The organism is Limnoraphis robusta CS-951, assembly GCF_000972705.2.
In genome coordinates this window covers 1-21,802 of the sequence record NZ_LATL02000036.1, presented here as the reverse complement: position 1 = coordinate 21,802, position 21,802 = coordinate 1, and the positions used below count along the sequence as shown (strand labels likewise).

Genomic DNA, 21,802 nt, shown 5'->3' with positions numbered 1-21,802 from the left:
GAGTATGTTGGTATTTTGTTGTTGATCCTATTTGAGTGAATTCTGTTCCTATTCAAAACCAGTCAACTTAATTTACCCTGAGAAAAATCTGAGGATTCGATAATATATCGTGAGGTAAGATGCAAATATTTCCAGACGAACTAGATTGTTAGTATTTGTTTTTCTCCGTATCCCTGCCGTTACTAGCTTTAGATCTCTTCCTAAGCTATCAGTTTTAAGACTTGAAGACTCTCTCCTTTGAGTGCCATCTGTTGTTAACCTCAAATATGCAAACTATCCATCCTGAATCAAAAATCATTATCGTCTGGGAATCTATAATTGTTTTAGTTAGCCTCTACAATTATCTTTCGATTCCATTTACAATTGCCTTTCAAACTGATGCTGATGGCATCTGGTTAATCTTGGATTTATTAAGTGACACTGTATTAATTGCTGATATATTTCTGCGATTTAAAATTGGATATATCGATCAGGGAGAGTTCATTACAGACAGACAAAAGATTCGTAAAAATTACCGTTCAACCGATCTTAAAATTAATTTAATTGCCAGTTTACCCATCGATTTTATTGTCAGAATTTTTATTTCGCCTGTTCCGGGCTATGTCATCGGAATTATTAGATTTCCTCGACTTTTACGGGGATTTCAATGTTTGGGAATTTTTAGACGATGGGAAAACAATGTGAATGTTAATCCAGTGGTTATCCGCATGATTAACTTAGTTGTTACTATTTTTCTCATCGATCATTGGGTTGCTTGCTTGTGGTTTTTTATTGGAGAGGTTGCTCAGATTTCGGGTGAATCTTGGTTAACCAATGCTTCTTTAGAATCCGCTCGTACCAGTACCCAATATCTGAATTCACTCTATTGGTCAATTACCACTTTAACCACAGTTGGCTATGGAGATATTACCCCAACGAACGACCTAGAAATTGTATTTACTTTAGTGATTATGTTTTTGGGAGTGTCAATGTATGCGTTTATTATTGGTAATGTTGCCTCTCTCATTGCAAATTTAGACGCAAATCAAGGGCGATTTCGGGAAAAACTCGATCAAATTCAAGCGTATATGCGTGAGCGCAGAATCCCCGCTATATTGCAGCAACAGGTGAGAGATTATTATCAATATATGTGGGAATATAGCCATGATGCTTCGATGGAATTAGACTTTTTAGATGAACTTCCTCACTCGATCAAAACTCGAATTTATCTTCATCTCCATCAAGAACTCTTAGAAAAAGTTCCTCTGTTTCAAGACGCAGATAAAGGTTTTATAGAAGACTTGGTAATTAAATTAAAACCTCGAATCTTACCCCCAAATGATTATATCATCCGAGAAGAACAGTTAGGCCATGAAATGTATTTTATCAAGCGAGGAGAAGTCATTGCTTTTTCTGAAAAAACAGGTCGAGTTTATCGCACGATGACAACAGGGATGTTTTTTGGTGAAATTGCGCTTTTGTACTCCAGTCGGCGAACCGCTTCAGTGAAAACTCAAACCTATTGCGAACTTTTTGTTTTATACAAAGAGGACTTTGATCAAGTATTAGAAAACTATCCTCGATTTTGGGAAAAAATCAAAGAAATTGCTGAACAACGCTTTCAAACGAAGTAATGAATTTTCAGTTTTATTTAACTTGTTCAAGGGAAGGCTGAGGCGGTTGTCCGGTAATATCAAATCGATTGAGAATATAAATAATTCCAGTTGCAACAATCGCCCCAACTAACAAGCCAATGACCACCAAAAAAATGAAAGATCGGCGAATCACTTTAATCGTTTCTGGATGGGGTTCTTGAACTTCTACATCTTCGATAGGTGGTAAATTTGGATGATGATTATTCAGTGTATTTAAATGCTCACCTGAACCCTGACCATTATCGGGATTGGGATTTTGATTTGAAAATAAATTCATTGTAACTTCCTGTTTGAGATTTCAGTTGAAAAGGTTGAGATAAAATAGATCATCAAACAATCGATTAATTTAATCTGAAATATAAAAAAGCAAGAGGGCGGGTTTAGATCAGTTGTTTGTGAGAAACATAGATTTTTGCGGAACCCGCCCTTCCAGTTTACAGTTGTGCAGTGATCAGTGCCTTCTGAATTCTCCTTCTAAGAAACAGAAGATGGACTAACTTGTTTTTGTTGAATTTGAGGAGAAAGACGGTTGAGGGCTTGTTTCACAAAAGATTGTAAAAGTGACAGTTGTTGATTTTGCTGAAATACGGTTTTCAAGGTTTGATTGAGGGCGTTAAGATTGAGAGAAAACTGACCCGTCTCCTGACTTTCTTCTAAGCTTTGGAAATATTCAACTAAACTCAAACCCGCAATCTGAGTTAAATAAGCAGCACTCACACCTTGAACGACTCCACCCGCTACAAACGTCACCGTATTACTTTTGAGAAGCGACGTTAACGTTTGCGTGGTGAGTTCTACCAAGCCTAATTTTAACATCTGACTGCCGATAGTTTTTGCCACTTCTTGGGCTTGTTCGAGGGAAAATTTCTGCTGATAAATTGCCCCTAAATCGATCACCAATTGAGCATTAATTGCCGCAGTTGCTAACACATCTAATACCGGAACCGGGTTCGCAAACGCTGTCGCTGCGGCGATCCATTGGTATTGTTCAATAATCGGTAAAGCCCGCTCGCGTCTGACTTGATTTAAGCCTGTTTTGACTTGGGCTTGCAAGGCTTTTGCTTGTCGGTATGTTGTCGCCCAAACTAAAGATTGTTGTTCTTGTTGTAAAATATTACTCAGGCGTTGAGTCAAAGGTAAAATTTCCGCTTGTTGGGCTTCCATCCACTCTTGAACTGAACCATCTGCTTGATGTTGACGCACTTTTACAGGACTCGGAGAAGCCGCGATCGCAATCACATCTTCGGGCTGTAATAACCCCTGCATTGTCTCTCGCAGACGTTGTAAAATCACAGGTTGTTCTTCAACAGAAGATTGATCTTGCTTGTTCCAAACAAGTACAACCCGTTGACTTTGCAGCAACAATTGAGAAATACTTTGATATTCAGGATCAGTCACATCCCCATTGGTGAGGAAAATCACCAGATCTGCATTCGTTAATAGGTTTTGCTGTCCTTCGGGAATTTCAACCAGGGTTAACGGTTGGTTGTATTGGGGGATGCCCTGTTGAGCAACCACCTGCATTAATGCTGTTTTTCCGGCGGCTTTTCCCCCCATCACCCCAATGGACAATTTTTGACGTTCCAGTTGAGCCGTTAGTTCACTCACCTGCTGCTGGAATTGAGTAATACTAGCGGTAAAATTCTCACGAGAGCGGTTTTCTTGGGCTTCTGTGGCTAATTTTTCGATCATCGTTCCCGTTTGGGCGATCGCCTGATCGACAGTTTGGCGATCAACAATTTTCGGAGTCAGGGCGGGGGTTGTTGTGGAAAACTGTTTCTGTAGCCACCAGAGTCCCGCTCCCATCGCCATTGTCCCGACTAACGCCGTTTCGCCCAACTCAGCGGCTGAGTGAGCCATACTGTTCGCTAACCAGAGTAAAAAAGAGAGTCCTATTCCACCGACTAAAATCGGGCGTTGCAATTTAACCGTCATAATAAAAAGTTGTGATAACGAATTGGAATAACTGCCTCTACTAGCTTAAATCAAAACAGGGGCTATGCTTGATGTTGTACAGGGATCAACGTAATACGCTGATAAAACTATGAGCTTAAATTTTCGATTTGCCATTGCTAGCGATCTCCATATTGCCCTATCTCATACGATTTGGGATCATCCCCATCGGTTTCATCTTGTCGAAGCCAGCATTCCGGCTTTAGAAAGGGTTCTCGAACATTTAGCAGAATGTGAGATCGACTTTTTGCTGTTACCGGGTGATTTAACCCAAGATGGAGAAATCGATAATCACGTTTGGCTGAGTGAGCGTTTAGCTAAACTTCCCTATCCGGTTTATGTCGTTCCGGGAAACCATGATGTACCCCTATCAGTCGGGAATGAACAGGTAACAGGTTTGAGTGATTTTTCCCGCTATTATCATCAGTTTGGCTATGACAATATTAACCAGTTGTACTATACCCATGAAATTTTACCGGGAGTGCGGTTAATTGGGTTAAATTCTAACATTTTTGATGAAACTGGGAAACAAATCGGTTGTCTTGATCAACCTCAGTTAGACTGGTTGCAAAAGGTGTTAGCCACGACAACCGATGAGTTAGTTCTGGTGATGTTACATCATAATGTGATCGAACATCTTCCCGGTCAAGCGACAAATCCTTTAGGCCGTCGGTATATGCTGCAAAATGCACCGCAATTGTTAGAAATACTCGCTGAAGCTAATGTACAGCTTTTGTTTACGGGTCATTTGCACGTTCAAGATATTGCTCAATGGCAAAATATCTATGAGATTACGACCGGTTCTTTGGTGAGTTATCCTCATCCTTATCGCATCTTAAACTGGCGAACAGAACCAAACGGAAAACAGGTGTTACACATTGAATCTCATCGTATCACTTCTGTCGGCGGATGGCCGGATTTACCCGAACAATCACGGGAGCGGATTGCCGATCACTCCTTTCCGTTTATGACCAAATTACTAACTAGCCCTCCTTTAAGTTTACCACAGGAAGAAGCGGTTCTGTTGGCGCCGGATTTGCGTTATTTTTGGGCCGATGTTGCGGAAGGAGATGCTGAGTTACATTTTCCTAAATTCCCGACTCCAGTTCGTCGTTATTTTGAGGCGTTTAGTCGGGAACGGGCGATTGATAATAATACGTCGTTACGGCTCAGTTAAACTCGTTTAAAATGAGTTAATTCGTCTGATGTTTTGGGTTTAGTTTAAACGGTTTAAAAGGCTTGATTAACTTCTCAGAGATTCAATTGATTATTTTTCATCAAACTTTCAATATTTTAACTCAGACGGCATCAGCCGTTTTTTTCTTTTATAAAGTCTTTAGGTTTAAGAATTTTATCAGATTTTCTGACTGATTTTTTGATGTAAAGATCTGTACAAGTTTGACAATCTGTCTTTTTACAAAAACGGGTTGACTCTGTTAAATTGGGTCGTCATTCATTATCAGGGAAACAGTTAATGTTTATCGGGAAATCTAACTGGACTACTCGCCTAATTTTAGGGTCTTCTGTAGCGGTTTTTACCGTTATTACTTCAGGTGAAGTCACCCAAGCCCAAATGTCGGGTGGACACGCCGATCATCATCACTTAATGGTGGGAGTCGATGGCTTAGAAACTTTAAGCACAGGCGAATTTATTGGCTTACCCAACCCCAATTATAACCGTCTTTCGCTGCTATTTCCCCATCAACATGAACCCGTTGAAATCAGTCATTTTCATGCCATTGGGGTTTATAGTTATACCAGTCCAGAAGATTTAACCGTTCTTCCCACCAGTACCAATAATAACCTACCTGAAGCAAGGTTTGATCTACCTCCTATTCATCTTTTCCCCGGAACAGGGGTTTTTTCTGGTCAATATATTTCCATGAAAACTGATGAACATATGTATTCCGATCTCAAAACCCGACCTATTGCTCATCTTACAGACGATCTTAGTGATCCTTATGTTAACGCTATCTATAATACAGGAAATGGTCGCTGGCAAGGTTTACTCGGAGAGGAAACAACCATTGCTTTAGAATTAATTGAGATTACACCGGGTTTAAGGATTTCCAACTCAAAAGGTGAAGATTTGTTTGATGGTGTAGGGGATAATTATCCCCTTGGAAAGGGAGATGATTGGTCATTTACACCGACGTTTTCTGTTGCCGAAGATGCGCCTAGTGATATTTATTCAGCAAAGTTTCGTCTATTAGACGTTACCAGTGATAGCAATCATACTGCCTTTTTACCCTCTGGAACTTTTACGCTCAATTTCAAACCTGTTCCTGAACCTTCAACCTTATTGGGTTTTGCGGGATTGGGTTTAATGATGTTAGCGAGTAAATTCACAACTAAACCCAATAAATTAGACTAAAGTTGAATCTTTTTTGAGTTGTAGCTTTTGCAGCTTGCCTTCTCTAAAGAAGAGAATGTTGACGGTTTTTGAAGGCTAGTTGTAAATCTTAATTCCCCCGAACAACATGGGGGATTATTTCTGAAAAATGAGTCATTGACAAATGTGTTAATTTTGTTCATTGTTTTAGGGAGTAGTTGGGAATGAGTTAAACCTCAAAATAATCTGATAGTTTTTGACTATGTTGTAACAAAGGATCTAAAGTATTGAACTGAAACCAAAACCACAGTTCTCTTTGACGAGATAATTCAATACTACCCATTAGAGCTGATGAGTAATTTTTAGACCAACTTGATAACAAGAGTTGTCCAATATTTCCGACTTTATATTTAGGAATCATATAAGTAATTCCATATTCACTCAAAGTGCTGATCACACCCATCACCCCATTAAAAAAAATATGACCAACCTCACTTAAAATTCCTTTTTCAAGTTCATCTTGATCAAGTTTACGTCGCTCTTCTGTTTCAATCATATCAATCAATAATTTAGCAGTATCCACCGGAAAAACCAGTTGAGTCATGCCGTTATAATCTCCAGAAAAAACCAGTTCCATTGCACTCATTTCAGTCAACCCGAGATGAGACTTCAGTTGAGACAATAATTCTTGTGGAGGGATAATCTCTAGTCTTTTTAATTCTAACTGAATTGGAGACTTGGCAATCGTTTCTAACATCATTTCTGTTCGTTCCAAACCGACTTTAAAAATTGGATTGAGGCGATCTAGTGATTGGGCGTTTTGGTTCATAAAATTTTCAGTAAGTAGAACAATAGTAGCGTTTGAGTTGGGCGAGTCAGTTGATTAAACAGGTTAACCGTGTGATTTTTGAGCAAGGCTAAGAGGTATAATTTGCCTCACTTGCGACGGAAATCACCAGAAATTCTCTAGGAAATTCATCAACAAATGAGGCGATGGAAGTCATGGCTTTAATAGCATCAACAATCAATGGGAAACGGAAGCCAAGAATAGGGAGAACCCAAAAGATTTAAGGTTGACGAACAATTCCAAACACAGAAGTATAACCATGCAAGAAAGTTTCATCTCCCACCGGGCCGATTTCTCCATTACAGAATAAACCACTCAGAGGAATATTCAGATAGCGTTGAAATAGGCTACAATCGAAGTTCGGTGAGCCATAAAGCCCTTCTCCCCGTCCTAAACAAGAAAACATCAAAGCACCTGCATTTGCAGCAAGCTGAGATGAATTTGGATGTTGTTGTTGATAACGGGTGAGCAACATTTGCAAATCTTCTTTCGAGGTTTGAGCATCGCGAAGGTGAAATTGAATTCGTTGTCCAGGCCTGACGCGATCGCCAATCGCAATTGCTCCGACACGGGGATCAACACCTAACAAATTCCTAATCAGAAAATCTCCCGGTTCTAATCTTTGTTTAAATTCATCTCGAACAACCCCAATAAACAGTGAATTTTGAGCCAATTGTCGATCCGCTTCGCTTAAATCCTGGACCAATTTCTGCAAGGCTTCTAGGGGCGATATCGGTTCACCGGAGACGACTAAGGATAAATCATCAACATTGGACTCTTGCTCAAGTTCGAGAATAATATTCCGTTCCCCTTTTGAGACTCGATAGGGCTGACCAATCGGGCGACACCCTTGAGCAACGATAGTTTCTAAGACAATATTGCCACACAAGGCTACACCAACCGCCTGGGCTTGATAATGTTCAGAACCGTGAAAAACGGCTGTAATATTGGTTAAACGACCACTTGCCAACCCACCCACTTTGACTGAACCCGGATAAGCATAGTCGAGTCCCTGGAGTAAGTCGTTAATGCGGTTGTAAAAGGGGTCAACCAGCAAGATAAACTGAGGCTTGTCACCGGGATTGACTCCAATCAAATCAATCCAGTTTTGGGGAGGACTATCGAGATCAGGTAGTCCATCCGAAGACAGATGAAAGGGGTGAACGTTCACACCGGGTAAATGAGCCAAACAGAGGCTTAAGGCAGGTTCCCCTTCAATTTCTTCGGCTTGGCTATGGGGATTCATACCGACAATACCGCCGCCACAACAGCCGATAATTGCCGGGATCTTCAGTCGTTCTTGTAGGAGGGGCATCAATCGAGAATATTCACTGGCAAAGGCAGAGGAGATAAACACTAAGCCCAAGTCAGGGGAAGCTTGTAATGATTGTTGAGCCTGTTCGACGACCTCCTCAATTGCGGCTTCTAAAGAAGGGCGTTTTGATAGGGCGTTGACCCATTGCATTTGTCCTGTTGTTGGTTCTACCATCTTGACTCTCCCATATCGATCTGTTGCTCACGATTGCCTCATCTTATCTAGAAATTAAGCCTCGTCCTGATCGCGCTCTCGTTCTCGTTCTGCCCAGGGTGGTTACTTTTCTGTTGTAGAGTGACCTTTACTCCATATAGAAATATAGACGATCCGTAGGTTGGGCTGCATCTGTCGTTGATCTCAATCAGCAAACCTTAAAAAATCAAGAGGAATACCGAATAGACACTTGGGCTTGAGTTATCACTGAGCAATAGTCGTTAGAATTATTAAGTGTATTCAGCAAGGTAGTCTAGTGCAATAGCCGAACTTGATAGCGTCAGAGTTTTCAGTTAGGCTTAACCCTTGTACAGAAAAATGTAATCGAGGCTAACAAACAATGAACAATAATATTGACGAATTGATTGAACAGGAGCGCGAACAAGCTCGTGCTGCTTGCGATATTCAAGGTGCGACTTCGGCAGAATGTGCAGCCGCTTGGGATGTTGTCGAGGAGCTACAAGCAGAAGCGGCTCATCAGAAACAGAAGAAACCCAAGTCTTCTTTTGAAGTCTACTGTGATGATAATCCAGATGCTGCTGAATGTCGCGTTTATGAAGATTAGACGCTGCTAAGGCTGGCATTCCTTGAGTAGAATACAGGCTGTAGCACAAGCGAGCAACTGGAACTTGACGAGTGTCGAGCCAGTTGCTTACCTTTTGAGTTGATTAATATAAGTGTTAGGAAATGTTTAATATTTTACTATTGGCTGATATTCCGGTGTGGGAATCCTTAGTTTGGATGGATTATCGATTAGCGGTTCTGTTGACAGTCATTGCTCCTTTGATTTTGCTGATTTGGGCTTTTATTCAAAAGATAGATGCCATCCTGCGTTTGATGATTATCTATTGGCGTGTGTCGAGTTTACTGGGAATTACGGTTTACTTAATGATTGCCGCTTTGCCTGTGAGCTTTATCAGCTCGATTATAGCGCGAATTTTGATTCCAGTGAGTCTGTGGTTCTGGGTTGATCTCAACGAAGAACTAGAGGATATGCAATCTTCTGTTCTCAAGTTAACCTTTAAGTCCTGGCGTTGGGCGGTATCGGTTTACAATATTTTGGGTGTTTTAGCGTTTATTCCCTTTTTACGGTGTGCGTTTTTAGATACAAAAGGGTTAATTGCCGATCAAACTTGTCGGGTTTGGTTAGATCCACCTTGGATGTACAAAGAAATTTTTCATCCGAATTTGACACCCGGATTTTTAGGATTTCTCGGACTGATGGGTTTGGTGGCGTATCTAATTTGTTTTGGCTATTTTGTTGTCGTTAAACTGGGAAGACAAGGACGTTCTGCCACAGGACATTAAACAGTTTACAGTTGTAGGGGCGGGTTCCACATAGCTATATTTCTTCTCAGTAACAGCATACATAAACCCGCCCTCCATAACCAATGTCCGACACCCGATATCCTGACTAATTGGGGAGTAAAATCAATAAAGATGTCAGTGCTTCCATTACTAACAATGCAACTAAACCGCCAGCCGCTAATAAACTAATGGGAATTAAAATGGCTTGCAATAAATGCAGCGTTTGCTCAAGTTGTCGATTGTAATAATCTGCTAATTTCTGCAAAGCCACATTCAGATGACCTGTTTCCTCTCCGGTGCGAATAATTTGAATGGCGATCGTAGGTAAACGCCCTTCTAGAGTTTGGCTAAAGCTATAACCTGCTGGAATTTGACCCAAGGCGATGGTGAGTGATCCTGACATTTTTGAAGACTTGGGAATGCGATCGCGAACCAGTTCAATCGCTGTTAAAACCGGAATACCACAATTGAGAGGAAGTTCAAGTTCTGCTAACTCAAGCATTGAATGGGCGGTAAAAATTCGACGAATTAAAGGGAAGCGGGGTGCCATTTTCGGGGCGACAAAGCCCAAACCCGCCAGAAGCAGCGCCACTAAAACCCAAACCAAAATCGGACTTTCGGAAGTATAAAGTAGAGTAATAATTAACCCTAAAACACTCACTAAAGTGGTAATCGCCGCTATTTTCACCGAACGGTAGAGACAGGAACGGTAATGTTGCTGTTGAGCCATTTGAGATAGACGGTAGAACATTTCTGGTAATGCACCGCTATAGTCAGCAATTTGAATCAGGCTAATTGTCCAGCGATCAAAGTAGCGAGGCGCATGAGCCAGGGCTGAAGCCAGATCTTCTCCCAAAGCAACGGCTGCACTGACTTTATTGAGATAACGAGCTAATCGAGCATCACTTTGTTGAACCAATAAGTCGATGATCTCTTGGATGCTGAAGCCACAGTTAAGCAAAGTCGCGAACTTTGAGAAGAATTGAGCCTTCTGTTGCGGGGTCATGCGTTCAAAATACTAACCCCATATTGTTGCACAGAGGGGCATCACCAGAGGATGATCGCCCATTCTTCTCAATCTCCTAAGCACCGTTACCCGCTTTGAGTTTAACCATCAACCCATTTCGTCTGGCGATCGCTTCGGGATGATTGGGTTGAAGTTCCAAAGCCACTCCGTAAGAAGCAAAGGCTTCCGAGTAGCGCTGTAAGGCTTCAAAGGTTTGTCCCCGTCTGATCCAAGCTTCACAAAAGTCAGGCTGACGTTGGATAATCCGATCATAGGTGGTAATCGCTTGTTGATATTGGTGGGTTGCTTCTAACACTCTCCCCAGCATCAAGTGTACAGAATAGTTATCCGGCCAAATTTGAATCGCTTGGCTGTAGGCTTCAAAGGCGTTAGTATACTGCTCGACTTTCTCGCTGGTTTGTCCGAGTTTGACCCAGGCTTCAAAATTATCGGGTCGCAGTTGAACCACTTTTCGATAAGCAACAATCGCTTCTGAATATCGTTCTAGCTTTTCTAAGGCTTCACCCCGTTGTAATCCTGCTTTGGTGGCTAATGTCTGATTAGCAGAGGTGAACATCAATACTTTATCGTAAGCGATCACCGCTTCTTCGTACCGATCCAATTGTTCTAAGGCTTCACCGCGACAGTTCCAGGCTTCGAGAAAATCGGGTTCAATCTGCACGGCGTTATCATAGGCAATAATCGCCTCTTGATATTGTCCCAACTCACACAACGCCATCCCTCGTCCCAGCCAAGCTTCTGGAAACTGGGTATTGATTTGAGTGGCTTTATCAAAAGCAGCGATCGCCGAATGATATTGTCCGAGATCGAGGAGAATTTGACCCCGACTGATCCAAACCGCCGGAGAGTTGGGATTCATTTGTAACGCTTGATCTATACTACTCAAAGCGGCTTCCGGCCAGTGAAACTTCAACGCCATCCCTTTATAAAACCAGGCTTCATAATCTTGGGGTTGTAACTCAATCACTTTTTCGTAGGAGGCGACAGCTTCCGCGTATTTATGTTGTTTTTGCAAGGCGATCCCGCGATTAAACCAGGCTTGATAACTGTTGGATCTCAGCTTTAAGGCGCGATCATAAGAACCAACGGCTTCTGAATACTTGTATTGGTTCATCAGCATTTCGCCGCGATTAAACCAAGCCTCAAAGTTATCGGGTTGTAACTGTACGGCGCGATCATAGGAAGCTACAGCATCGGCGTAACGTTCTTCATTCATCAACGCATTGCCCTGATGGTACCAAATCGCGGACATATCTGGTTTGATCTCAATGGCTCTTTTATAAGAGGCTGCTGCGGCTGGAAATTTAAAAGTTGCTTCTAGGGACAGTCCTCGTTCGTACCAGGCTTCAAAGTTTTCCGGTTCGATTTTAATCGCTTTGTCAAAGGAGGCGATCGCTTCAGAATGGCGTTCTAATTTTGATAAGGTGATCCCGCGAAATGTCCATCCCCAATAATCTTTGGGTTTTATTTTGATGGCATGATCATAGGAAGCCAATGCTTCTTTGTAGCGTTGCATCTTTCTCAGAGCGTTTCCGCGTCTCAGCCAACCTGCATACCAGTCTGACTTGTATTGAATGGCTTGGTCATAGTGAAAAAATGCCGCTTCAAAGCGTTCGAGGGCGTATAAGCGATTTCCCCGCCTAAACTCGGGATATGCTCTAAAGATGGCCAATAGTCCGAACTGATATTTGGCTGGGGGTTTTGGGCGAGATGTTGATTCTAAAGGGAAGGCTAGGGAGGTTGATTCTTCTGGCATTTGCCACCTCTGACTTCTGAGTGCTGACTTTTGATTTTTCTATTTTAATTGCCTAGAGAACAAGGATTCACAATATCAGCAAACAGTGAACAGTTTTTACAGTCACTCCGGCTTCAGTTGTAGGGGCGGGTTTTTACAGTGAACAGTGAACAGTGAACAGTGACCAGCGCGTTCCTTGTAACCTATTTTGGGTTTGACGATCAAGATAATTTATGTTATTTTAGATACAGAAAAAACAAAATAATTTTTGTCAACCCCTAAAAGATATAAATAGTTTATCTAATATATAGATTTTATTTATAGTTTTGATTCAAATTCCGACATAAATCTCTCCTAATAGGGCAAGATGGTTCATGGGAGTTGTCATGCTGTTGCTTCACCACCTAAGTTTTTCCTCTGATGGACTTCAGCATCTCCAAGATTTAGCGGGTTCACTCCTCACCCAATCTCACATTGCTATTCGGATCTGATCGATAAAGTGCTGTAGACCCTAATAGCAGGAGTCACTTGCATTTTGTCGGCATAGGATGAGTTAACTAATGAATATCGCATATTATACAATGCCCCATCTAGCTCTAGCTAGTCGGGTGAAATCTCACGGACAAAATGCCTCTGAAGGCATCTCAAACAGCTTAAAGCGGTTCCTGAGTTCAAAGCCTCAATTAGCCCCTCTCAAACCCCTCCGACAGTGGCTAGAGAATATTGAGATTAAAGATCCTAAACTCGCCAAGCTTTTATGTCAACTGATTCCGTCTCAATGCCCTTTTGAGCGTAAAATTCAGTTCAGAGGTCGAGTTCTGGTTCATATTCCCCCCTTATGCAAACTCAACCCCGTTTATGAGGAAGTTGTTGGCTTACGGTTTCGAGCGTTGTGTTACCTAGCTGATGAATGTGGGGAAGATATTACACCCTACTGTACCAACTGAAAGCGAGGAATGAGAACCAGTTACCAGTGGTAGGAGCGGGTTCTCTCAAAAATCTATCTTAAATGTCAGAAATCGAGGTGTTGCTGGGCTTGCCGAAGCACTGTCTGCGGTCGGGCAGATCGTGGACATTAAAGAAAATGCCTGTGGAGACGGGCTGACGGGGGCGAAGGAAACTTTGTCTAGTCAAGTGTCTAGAAAGCAGGAAATCTTGACTGTGAAGTTAGGAATCTCCAGTCATAGCGCGTAGCGTTTGACGGGGGAGGATGTCAAGTCTCTAAACAAATAGCCTAAATCAACCACCCGTTTTTTAAAGCCACTGGCTTGAAAAAATACTCCCTACCGCCAAACGCACTCGTTTGATATCTTCTTTCAACAACGGCGGCCATTCGATGCCCCGACTACGACCTTCTTCAAACAGGAGGTGGCTTTCTAGAGCCAACTGATACAAAGCAGAAACCAATTCTCGTTCTAGGGTAGAACTGTCTTTAGCCCCATCAAAGACTATTTTCAACGCTAACAAAATAGACGTGAGTTGACCGGGTATTGGTGGCAAGCCCTGCTTGAGGCGGAGCAGAAAAGCATCGGGGTTTTTTTGGGTTTCTAGGGCTTTTCCTTGAGTAATCAGGAAGTTACGGGCTGTTTTATAATCCATAGAATTTTCAATGCTTGATCACGAATTAGTCAGTCATTTAGTCATTGATTCTCCTGACTCGACTTAAGTTTTCCACAAAACTTTTCCACTTTTCCACAAACTTTTTGAGATTTTCCACAAAGTATAACCTGTTCTTAAGCTCTTTCTGAATTTTCCTTAACGTTTTGCGGAAAGCGGATATTAGTCTAAAAATTATAGGGAAAAGGCAACAGACAATCATCCAAAAGGGAAAAAACTGTTCATTGTTAACGGGTGACTGAAAGGCTGTTGGCTAGAGGGGGCAGGTTTTTACAGTTTACAGTTATCAGTTATACAGTGACCAGCTTTTACAGTTTACAGTTTACAGTTATCTGTTACCAGCTTTTACAGTTTACAGTTACACAGTTCTCAATATTATCTGGTCACTGGTTACTGGTCACTGGTTACTGGTCACTGGTCACTGTTCACTGGTCACTGTTCACTGTTCACTGTTCACTGTAAAAACCCGCCCCTACAGCGTCTATTTCCTCTGAGTTTTTATTCCCATTCGATGGTTCCAGGCGGCTTAGAGGTAATATCATAAACGACCCGGTTAACCCCTTCTACCTCATTTACCATGCGGTTTGAGATGATTTCTAATAAATCATAGGGAACCCGTGACCAGTCGGCTGTCATCCCATCTTCACTGGAGACAAACCGTAGAACCACTGGATGAGCGTAGGTGCGTTGATCTCCCATGACGCCAACACTGCGAACCGGAAGTAACACAGCAAAAGCTTGCCAAAAATCGTGGTAAATTCCTTGCTTATTGATTTCATCTCGAACGACAAAATCAGCATCTCGCAAAATTCGCAGACGTTCAGGCGTGACTTCACCGATAATCCGAATGGCCAATCCGGGGCCAGGGAAAGGATGACGGCGCACAATTTCTTCGGGTAAACCAATGGAACGTCCGACTTTGCGAACTTCATCTTTAAACAGTTTCCGCAGGGGTTCAATCAGTTTAAAGCGTAAATCTTTGGGTAAACCGCCAACGTTATGATGACTCTTGATCTTAACGGCGACTCGTTCCCCGGTTTGCGGATCAACATTTGTATCGGCGGACTCGATCACATCGGGATAAAGGGTTCCTTGAGCAAGATAATCAAATGGCCCGAGTCGGCTTGATTCTTCTTCAAAGACTTCGATAAATTCGTGACCGATAATTTTACGTTTTTCTTCGGGGTCTGTCACGCCTTGAAGTTTGGTGAGAAACCGTTCGCGGGCGTTAACGTATTGTACGGGAATGTGGAACTGTTCTTCAAAGAGTTTAACCAGGCGTTCGGGTTCGTATTTCCGCATGAACCCTTGATCAATAAACATACAGGTGAGATTATCACCAATAGCACGGTGCATCAAAAACGCTAAAGTTGAGGAGTCAACCCCACCAGAAAGCGCTAGTAATACCCGTTTATCGCCGACTTTGGCGCGAACTTCCCGAATGGCTTCTTCGACAAAGGCTTCGGTTGTCCAAGTGGGTTGACAGTGGCAAATGTGATAGACGAAATTCCGAATGAGGGCTAAACCGCCAACGGAGTGAACAACTTCGGGATGAAACTGGACTCCGTAGAGTTTCCGTTCGTGTTCTGCGATCGCCGCACAGGGTGTATTTTCGGTATGGGCGAGAATTTCAAAGCTAGTGGGTAACTGAGTACAGGAGTCGGCGTGACTCATCCACATGGTTGAGCCATTTTCGACGTTGGTGAGTAAATCAGTAGGATCGTCAATAAACAGAGAGGCTTTCCCGTATTCGGCGCGTTGAGCGCGTTCGACTTGGCCGCCAAGCTGTTGTACCATCAATTGCATCCCATAACAGACGCCCAAAATGGGAATACCCAGGTTCCAGATCTCGGGATCGCAATGGGGCGCACCTTGATCGTAGACCGAATTAGGGCCGCCAGATAGTATAATACCTTGGGGGTTTAAGGTAGCGAGTTGTTCGGCGGTGGTGCGATAGGAGATGACTTCGGAATAGACTTCTGTTTCTCGAATGCGGCGAGCAATTAGCTCTGAATATTGAGAACCGAAATCAAGGATTACGATCATTTGTCGGTTTACTTCCCCAACAGTAGGGTTGTTCGATTGGGGTTGAGTTAGTGTCTCGGTCTGGGGAGCCATATCGACGTTGAGAGTGGTGAATAAATAAGAACTTGGATAACTATAACCAGACCCTCTCTATGTCCGCCTATTTCAGCAAATAGAGAGGGTGCTTTCTGTTACCTACTGAGCGAGGAACAGATCAAAACCGTTGTCTGGGAAGTCCCAGAAGCTAAGTTACGAGTTGCTGTTTCATCGGGGTTTGGAGAACCGAACCCCAGAATCTTTTCGGCTGTGATTCCAGCTTAAGCAAAAACTCGGTTTTCCGACTGATTAGAGCGAGTGATTATTTTGACTAGAATAGCAAATTTTCGCTAAAAGTGTATCGCCTGCTGCACTTTTTATGACTATTTTGCGCTTGCGATCAAAGAGTACGGAACCCACCATCACCTGACGCTGTATGCGATCGCGGATATATGCTTCTGATTTTTGGTCTATGGTCGATGCGATCGATCCATAAACTTGTTTGACCCAATGAGAATTCTGTTTGTCTGAACTCGAATCAAGGCTTTGCAGGAAGTTTAATGCCGCTTCGGCGGTTTCACAGTGGAAAATAGTCTGTAATTTTTCGGTTGGTAAGCCTAAGTTAGCACAGTGAGCGGTTAAGATTTCTAGGCGTCCATCGGCGAGATGATGATGGGTGTGAAAGATTCCCCCAGCTAACTTGATTAATTTTCCATGATAGCCAAATAATAGAATAGATTCGATTCCGGCGAGTCCGGCTGCGGCTAACATTGGCCCTAACCAATTGGCGGTTTTAATGGTTTGTTCGGGTGGAACTCCGAGTTGTTGGGCGAGATCTAAACCATTTTCTCCAATACAAAAAACGAGGGATTTATACTGAGTAGCAAGTTGTTCTAACTCCTGGCAATAGGCTTCTAATTGTCCCGGTGAACTGAGGGGCTGGGAGATGCCTGTTGTGCCTAATAGGGATAAGCCTTCTACAATTCCAAAGGCTTCGTTTGAGGTTCGTTTTGCCAGTTGACGACCTTCTGGTAAGATGATGGTAATTTGTATTCTGTCTGTGGGTTTGAGTTGTCGTTCTAAGTTTTCTTTAAATAACCGTTTAGCATAGCTATAAATTGCGGCATTCCCACTGTTTTTATTATAACCAATTCCTTCACCTCCGATTAAAGTAATTTGTTCGTCGGTTGGTGAAATCATATTAGAGCTACCTGGATAAATCTCAACAGCATTTTCGATGAATTCAACCATCGCCCAAATCGGAGTATTGCGGGTTAAATCTAAATTATCTCCCGGATCAGAACGAGTGATGGCTAAGGCGGTATTAGGTTTGAGAGTTGCAACTTGTTCAATCGTAATTTCAACGGTTTGGGGCGGTTCAATTAAATCAAGTTCAACAGTATTTAGAGATTGATTGCTTTGATGTATATGTTTTAATGCGGCAAGAGCGGCAGCACAAGCAAACACAGGTAAAGTATATCCAGATCGCGGTTGAGAAGAGGTCATTAATTCAAGTTTGGTGTTCATTCATATTGTATATTTTATAGCGCTACGCGCTAGGCAAAAGGCAACAGGCAAGAGGTGAAGCAGTGCGATCTTGGTGGTTTCCATCAAGGAGCAACTGCTGAACCCGAAGGGCAAAAGTGCCAGCAGAAAATATTTTCAGCATTTACCAATGTCCTAACCGTTATGCGTAGTGCTATAACAGTTTAAAGGGCAGATAAAAAGATGACATCAAAAAACCCGGCATCTTTGAGAAACCGGGTTGTTATTTATTCCGGGTATTAAACGATTGAGAATGCCGATTCAGAAAGCACCTCAACCCCCTCTAGAATGGCTAACGTTTCATCGCCAAAAGTGATTAAAGTATTGCCATTTTCGGACGTTAAACTGAGGTCAGTAAACGTTAAATTGGCTAAAGCAATGACATCTATTCCGACTTCAAAATCAACAATGGTATCGGTTCCTTCACCCTCCGCTAAAACAAACGTGTCTGTTCCTTCACCACCAGAGAAATCATCCCCTGTTAAGGTGTCATTTCCTAAACCACCGCTCATCAAATCATCGCCATCATCGCCCCAAATTAAATCATCACCATCCGAACCAAACAGTTGATCATTTCCGGCTTTTCCACCAATTTTATCATTTCCTAAACCGCCAGAAATCGTATCATTTCCACCTAGATTTCCGCCGGTCGAACGATTGTTTAAATCACCTCGAAGAATATCATCGCCATCACCCCCGTTAATTTCGTCGTCTCCTAAAAGACCTGCAATAATATCATTTTCTGGAGAACCAATTAAAACATCATCCCCATCAGTCGGTTCAACACTTGAAAGGAGAGGAGAAATTAATTCTCGAACGTCTTGACTAATTGATTCCGGTGCATTCCAGTCCCCATTAAGCGGGGTAACGGTGATAAATCCTGATAGGAATTGTCCGCCTTCAGATAAGGGATCAATTTCCACATCTGAGGGTAATTCTGTCGGGAAAAATTGCAACCCTGCACCGCCTTCTGGAAGTTCGCCGAAGCGAATATCAAAAGGTGAAATATCATCGGATGCGGTGAATGTTACGCCTTGAATTTCTTCAAATCCTGCGGGGAAACGAACCGGAATATTGATATTTAAACCAATATCTTCGGGTAAAATAGTTGTATCTTCCCCTTGGGTTGCTTGCAGTTGGGCGATCAAATCTACAACGTAATCCGCCCCAATTTCATAGGCTTCGCTGGTCTTGGTTTCATCAACAAAATCAATCCCCGCACTAATTGCAATTGCAGGAACATCCCGCAATAAACCCGTTACGGCTGCACTCACCGTTCCCGAAGAAACTGCACCGCCAGGGCCGATATTTTCCCCTTCATTAATCCCTGAAATAACTAAATCAGGTTTTTCATCCAAAATGTAATCTAATCCCGCCCAAGTTGTGACTCGGGGACTGCCATCAACATACCATTGATTGGGTGCAAAATTAACAATTTCAGCAGGTTGGAAAATTTTGTCAACGTTAATTAATGTTCCGGTTCCGCTTTGTTGTTCTTTGGGTGCAACTAAGGTGACATTATGACCTGCTGCGGTTAAATTTTCATAGAGAACTGTTATTCCTTCTGCATCAAAACCGTCATCATTGGTAATCAGAATATCGAGAGGAGTTGCAGTTGCATCTTCCGGTGCATTTTCCAAGCGTTCAGACAAATTTTGACGCACCAATTCGCCAGCCGTCCAATCTCCATCAATGGGAGTAACGGTAATAAATCCCGAAAGAAACCGTTCGCCTTCTGACTGAGAATTAGTAATCTCATCAGGTGTAATTTTATCGGCAAAATCGACTTTAAAACCAACACCTCCGCCAAAATTTTCGGGAAGTTCACCGAAGCTAAAATCAATGGTTCCAACTTCATCTAACTGGGTAAAAGCCACTCCTTGAATTCCCTCAACGCCCTCGGAAAAATTTGCGGGAATATTCACATTTAATCCTGCACCTTCGGGAAGAAGATCGGGAGAATAATTCTCAAGCTGTTTAACTAAATCAACGATAAATTCTGCCCCAATATTGTAAGCTTGATTTAATTCTGTTTCATCGGAACCCACACCCGCACTAACCGCAATGGCAGGAATTCCCCGTTGAATTGCAGCCGAAGCCGCACTGACTGTTCCCGAAGAAATCGCCACATTCGACCCAACGTTTTCTCCTTCGTTGATACCAGAAATGACTAAATCGGGTTCATTTTCAGCGAGAATATAATCTAAACCGGCCCAAGTTGTAACAGTGGGACTTGCATCAACATACCATTTATTGGGTTCAAAATTAACAACTTCTGTGGGTTGGAAAATTTTGTCAACGTTAATAAATGTTCCGGTTCCGCTTTGTTGTTCTTTCGGTGCAACTAACGTCACATTATATCCGGCTGCGGTGAGTTGATAATACAGAATATTAATCCCTTCTGCTTGATACCCATCATCATTAACGAGTAAAATATCTAAGGGTTCAGGAAGTTCAGGATTAACAACAAACTGGCTAAAAATTTGAGGTTCACGGCTGAGAATTGTCTCTGTATTGGCTAAGAGTTCATCTTCGCTGTAAGCTTCAATTCCGTAGGTTGTAACGGTTAATTGTTGGGTTTCAGGGTTAATATCAAACTGCGTCCAACCATAGGTATGTCCGACAAAATAATCCCCTTGGATTAATTCCGCATCAATTAATCCTTCTGCTTGGGGTAAATTATTATCCAAACCTAACGGATCAAACCCTAACGGGGTTAACAGTTGATTGTTTACTGCTTGCTTGACAAAATCATCTTTATCATTGATTTCATCATCCGTATCGGGTGCAATGGGAAGGGAATTGTAAAAGGCTTCTAACTCAGGATTTCCACCAACAAATAGATTGCCTAAGAATTCCCCGGTTGGTGCATCAAACGCTACTGCACCTGTGGTAATTTCAAAGACATTTGTGGGAATTTGTTCGCCAAAGGGAACTTCTTGATAGGTGACATTATTAACAAACGTTGTGTGAACATCAGCAGCCACAAAAACAACATTATCAATGTCATTTTCGGTGATAAATTTTAAAATCTCAGTCCGTTCTTTTCCGTAGCCTTCAAACGCATCGGTATTGATACCCGGAAAAATATTTTGAATGGGTTCGGGAACCATGACAAACTTCCAGGTCATTCCCGCTTCATCTGCGGCGAGTAAATCCTGTTTTAAATCCGATAATTGTACCTCACCTAATAGTGTGATATCCTGAGTTAAAGTTTCTGCGAGAACCCGTGCGACTTCTTCAGGATTGGTAAAATCAGCAGGTGGTTCTATTGCTTCATCCCGAAAAGATCGCGTATCTAAAACCATCACCGCCGCATCATTTCCATAGGTGTTATAACGGTAAAGTTGGCGTTCTCCGTCGGTGCGTTCATCGCTACTTTGCGGGTAGAAATCATCACGCAGGGGGTTATATTCTTGAAAGGTTTGTAAGCCATTCTCGAACAGTTGGGTATCGTTAATTAAGCCTTCGGTTTCAGGAAAACGTTCATCGGAACTCGCAGGCGCACCTCCCGCAAAATCATTCGTAACTTCGTGATCATCAATAGTTGCTAAAATTGGGGTAGCCGCGCGTAAATCAGCCCAAGTATTCAACCCAAAACGTTCAGAATAAACCTCATTATGTTTAGCGCGATATTCGTCTAAGGTTTCAACTTGTTCTTTGCGACTTCCATCAGGGTTCAACACGGCGGGAGAACCAATATCTGCATAAATTGTATCCCCATGTTCAACGAAGAAATCTAAGTCTTGTTCGGCGACATTATTAATAGCGGGATAAGGTGCTAATTCGCCTCGCCAATCTCCTGAAACCCCAAAGTTTAAACCTGCATAAACTCCCGCTTCTGCTGAGGTTGGAAAATCGCCTTCTAAGGTTTCTCCAACGCTATTTGTAACGCGATAATAGTATTGAGTTCCTGGCGTTAAGTCTGTCAGTTCTACTTTAACCGGAATTGTGGAATCAGTGACGGTTGTTGTTAAAGTTCCAGCGATCGCATTAAAATTTGGATCGGTTGAATACTCAAAGGTAACATCTCCTGAAATTGCACTTCTTGTCCATAAAACCGCAGAATTCTGCGTTACATCCCCACTTGCAACGCCGTTGGGAAAAGAAGAATTATAAGTTGTAGTCATTTTTGAATTAACGTCCTTTAAACTAGAAAAAATCGCCGCAAAAGTTTTGACCTCTCCCCCTGGCCCCCTCTCCAATCCCCCCTTG

16 protein-coding genes are annotated in these 21,802 nt (G+C 42.5%); 6 read left to right on the top strand and 10 right to left on the bottom strand.

The window, feature by feature from the left end; all coding sequences use genetic code 11:
• Positions 1–266 precede the first annotated feature (266 nt).
• On the top strand, positions 267–1,613 hold the full coding sequence (locus WN50_RS02865; RefSeq protein ID WP_046281922.1) for an ion transporter: 1,347 nt from the start codon (positions 267–269) through the stop codon (positions 1,611–1,613).
• 13 nt (positions 1,614–1,626) lie between these two features.
• Here WN50_RS02865 and WN50_RS02860 read toward each other — a convergent pair whose 3' ends face one another.
• The gene (locus WN50_RS02860; RefSeq protein ID WP_046281923.1) at positions 1,627–1,911 is read right to left on the bottom strand and encodes a hypothetical protein; all 285 of its coding nucleotides are present in this window, start codon (positions 1,909–1,911) and stop codon (positions 1,627–1,629) included.
• Between the two features lie 197 nt (positions 1,912–2,108).
• Positions 2,109–3,569, bottom strand: coding sequence for a slr1306 family protein (locus tag WN50_RS02855; RefSeq protein ID WP_046281924.1), 1,461 nt, complete (start codon positions 3,567–3,569; stop codon positions 2,109–2,111).
• A gap of 109 nt (positions 3,570–3,678) precedes the next feature.
• Here WN50_RS02855 and WN50_RS02850 point away from each other — a divergent pair, with 109 nt between their 5' ends.
• Together WN50_RS02850 and WN50_RS02845 are read left to right on the top strand one after the other, a co-directional pair.
• Positions 3,679–4,764 carry a metallophosphoesterase family protein gene (locus WN50_RS02850; RefSeq protein WP_046281925.1) on the top strand — a complete coding sequence of 362 codons (1,086 nt, stop codon included), beginning with the start codon at positions 3,679–3,681 and terminating at the stop codon, positions 4,762–4,764.
• Positions 4,765–5,061: 297 nt separating this feature from the next.
• Positions 5,062–5,961, top strand: coding sequence for an all3515 family Zur-repressed PEP-CTERM protein (locus WN50_RS02845; protein ID WP_046281926.1), 900 nt, complete (start codon positions 5,062–5,064; stop codon positions 5,959–5,961).
• A 187-nt stretch (positions 5,962–6,148) separates the two neighbouring features.
• Here the strand turns inward: WN50_RS02845 and WN50_RS02840 are convergent, their stop codons facing one another.
• Positions 6,149–6,748, bottom strand: coding sequence for a hypothetical protein (locus WN50_RS02840; protein ID WP_049557796.1), 600 nt, complete (start codon positions 6,746–6,748; stop codon positions 6,149–6,151).
• A gap of 238 nt (positions 6,749–6,986) precedes the next feature.
• Entirely contained in the window at positions 6,987–8,231 is a 1,245-nt protein-coding gene (locus WN50_RS02835; RefSeq protein ID WP_200906199.1) for an FIST signal transduction protein, read from the bottom strand.
• Between the two features lie 403 nt (positions 8,232–8,634).
• Here WN50_RS02835 and WN50_RS02830 point away from each other — a divergent pair, with 403 nt between their 5' ends.
• Both WN50_RS02830 and WN50_RS02825 read left to right on the top strand, forming a co-directional pair.
• A complete protein-coding gene (locus WN50_RS02830; RefSeq protein ID WP_046281928.1) occupies positions 8,635–8,859 on the top strand; it encodes a Calvin cycle protein CP12 in 225 nt (74 codons plus the stop codon).
• Positions 8,860–8,981: 122 nt separating this feature from the next.
• Positions 8,982–9,602: a DUF3177 family protein gene (locus tag WN50_RS02825; RefSeq protein WP_046281929.1), complete on the top strand. Its 621-nt coding sequence runs from the start codon at positions 8,982–8,984 to the stop codon at positions 9,600–9,602.
• A gap of 106 nt (positions 9,603–9,708) precedes the next feature.
• Here the strand turns inward: WN50_RS02825 and WN50_RS02820 are convergent, their stop codons facing one another.
• Both WN50_RS02820 and WN50_RS02815 read right to left on the bottom strand, forming a co-directional pair.
• On the bottom strand, positions 9,709–10,608 hold the full coding sequence (locus WN50_RS02820) for a type II secretion system F family protein (protein ID WP_046281930.1): 900 nt from the start codon (positions 10,606–10,608) through the stop codon (positions 9,709–9,711).
• Between the two features lie 76 nt (positions 10,609–10,684).
• Entirely contained in the window at positions 10,685–12,385 is a 1,701-nt protein-coding gene (locus WN50_RS02815; RefSeq protein ID WP_046281931.1) for a tetratricopeptide repeat protein, read from the bottom strand.
• 539 nt (positions 12,386–12,924) lie between these two features.
• Here WN50_RS02815 and WN50_RS02810 point away from each other — a divergent pair.
• Complete coding sequence (locus WN50_RS02810; protein WP_046281932.1) at positions 12,925–13,311, top strand: Mo-dependent nitrogenase C-terminal domain-containing protein; 387 nt, start codon at positions 12,925–12,927, stop codon at positions 13,309–13,311.
• Positions 13,312–13,618: 307 nt separating this feature from the next.
• Here the strand turns inward: WN50_RS02810 and WN50_RS02805 are convergent, their stop codons facing one another.
• The 4 genes from WN50_RS02805 to surE form a co-directional block, all read right to left on the bottom strand.
• A complete protein-coding gene (locus tag WN50_RS02805; protein ID WP_046281933.1) occupies positions 13,619–13,963 on the bottom strand; it encodes a hypothetical protein in 345 nt (114 codons plus the stop codon).
• 516 nt (positions 13,964–14,479) lie between these two features.
• Positions 14,480–16,099 (bottom strand): glutamine-hydrolyzing GMP synthase, encoded by a 1,620-nt coding sequence (gene guaA / locus WN50_RS02800; protein WP_046281934.1) that lies wholly within the window; start codon positions 16,097–16,099, stop codon positions 14,480–14,482.
• Positions 16,100–16,351: 252 nt separating this feature from the next.
• Positions 16,352–17,548 (bottom strand): cobalt-precorrin-5B (C(1))-methyltransferase CbiD, encoded by a 1,197-nt coding sequence (gene cbiD / locus WN50_RS02795; RefSeq protein ID WP_046281938.1) that lies wholly within the window; start codon positions 17,546–17,548, stop codon positions 16,352–16,354.
• A gap of 278 nt (positions 17,549–17,826) precedes the next feature.
• A complete protein-coding gene (gene surE, locus WN50_RS35755; RefSeq protein ID WP_235440812.1) occupies positions 17,827–21,717 on the bottom strand; it encodes a 5'/3'-nucleotidase SurE in 3,891 nt (1,296 codons plus the stop codon).
• Between the last annotated feature and the right edge of the window lie 85 nt (positions 21,718–21,802).

What these genes read in the sequence shown, in the direction of transcription:
- surE (WP_235440812.1), bottom strand. Translation starts at nt 21,717, where the DNA reads ATGACTACAACTTATAATTCTTCTTTTCCCAACGGCGTTGCAAGTGGG.
- WN50_RS02835 (WP_200906199.1), bottom strand. Translation starts at nt 8,231, where the DNA reads ATGCAATGGGTCAACGCCCTATCAAAACGCCCTTCTTTAGAAGCCGCA.
- WN50_RS02845 (WP_046281926.1), top strand. Translation starts at nt 5,062, where the DNA reads ATGTTTATCGGGAAATCTAACTGGACTACTCGCCTAATTTTAGGGTCT.
- WN50_RS02855 (WP_046281924.1), bottom strand. Translation starts at nt 3,569, where the DNA reads ATGACGGTTAAATTGCAACGCCCGATTTTAGTCGGTGGAATAGGACTC.
- WN50_RS02860 (WP_046281923.1), bottom strand. Translation starts at nt 1,911, where the DNA reads ATGAATTTATTTTCAAATCAAAATCCCAATCCCGATAATGGTCAGGGT.
- WN50_RS02830 (WP_046281928.1), top strand. Translation starts at nt 8,635, where the DNA reads ATGAACAATAATATTGACGAATTGATTGAACAGGAGCGCGAACAAGCT.
- WN50_RS02840 (WP_049557796.1), bottom strand. Translation starts at nt 6,748, where the DNA reads ATGAACCAAAACGCCCAATCACTAGATCGCCTCAATCCAATTTTTAAA.
- WN50_RS02850 (WP_046281925.1), top strand. Translation starts at nt 3,679, where the DNA reads ATGAGCTTAAATTTTCGATTTGCCATTGCTAGCGATCTCCATATTGCC.
- WN50_RS02820 (WP_046281930.1), bottom strand. Translation starts at nt 10,608, where the DNA reads ATGACCCCGCAACAGAAGGCTCAATTCTTCTCAAAGTTCGCGACTTTG.
- WN50_RS02865 (WP_046281922.1), top strand. Translation starts at nt 267, where the DNA reads ATGCAAACTATCCATCCTGAATCAAAAATCATTATCGTCTGGGAATCT.
- WN50_RS02825 (WP_046281929.1), top strand. Translation starts at nt 8,982, where the DNA reads ATGTTTAATATTTTACTATTGGCTGATATTCCGGTGTGGGAATCCTTA.
- WN50_RS02805 (WP_046281933.1), bottom strand. Translation starts at nt 13,963, where the DNA reads ATGGATTATAAAACAGCCCGTAACTTCCTGATTACTCAAGGAAAAGCC.
- WN50_RS02810 (WP_046281932.1), top strand. Translation starts at nt 12,925, where the DNA reads ATGAATATCGCATATTATACAATGCCCCATCTAGCTCTAGCTAGTCGG.
- WN50_RS02815 (WP_046281931.1), bottom strand. Translation starts at nt 12,385, where the DNA reads ATGCCAGAAGAATCAACCTCCCTAGCCTTCCCTTTAGAATCAACATCT.
- cbiD (WP_046281938.1), bottom strand. Translation starts at nt 17,548, where the DNA reads ATGACCTCTTCTCAACCGCGATCTGGATATACTTTACCTGTGTTTGCT.
- guaA (WP_046281934.1), bottom strand. Translation starts at nt 16,099, where the DNA reads ATGGCTCCCCAGACCGAGACACTAACTCAACCCCAATCGAACAACCCT.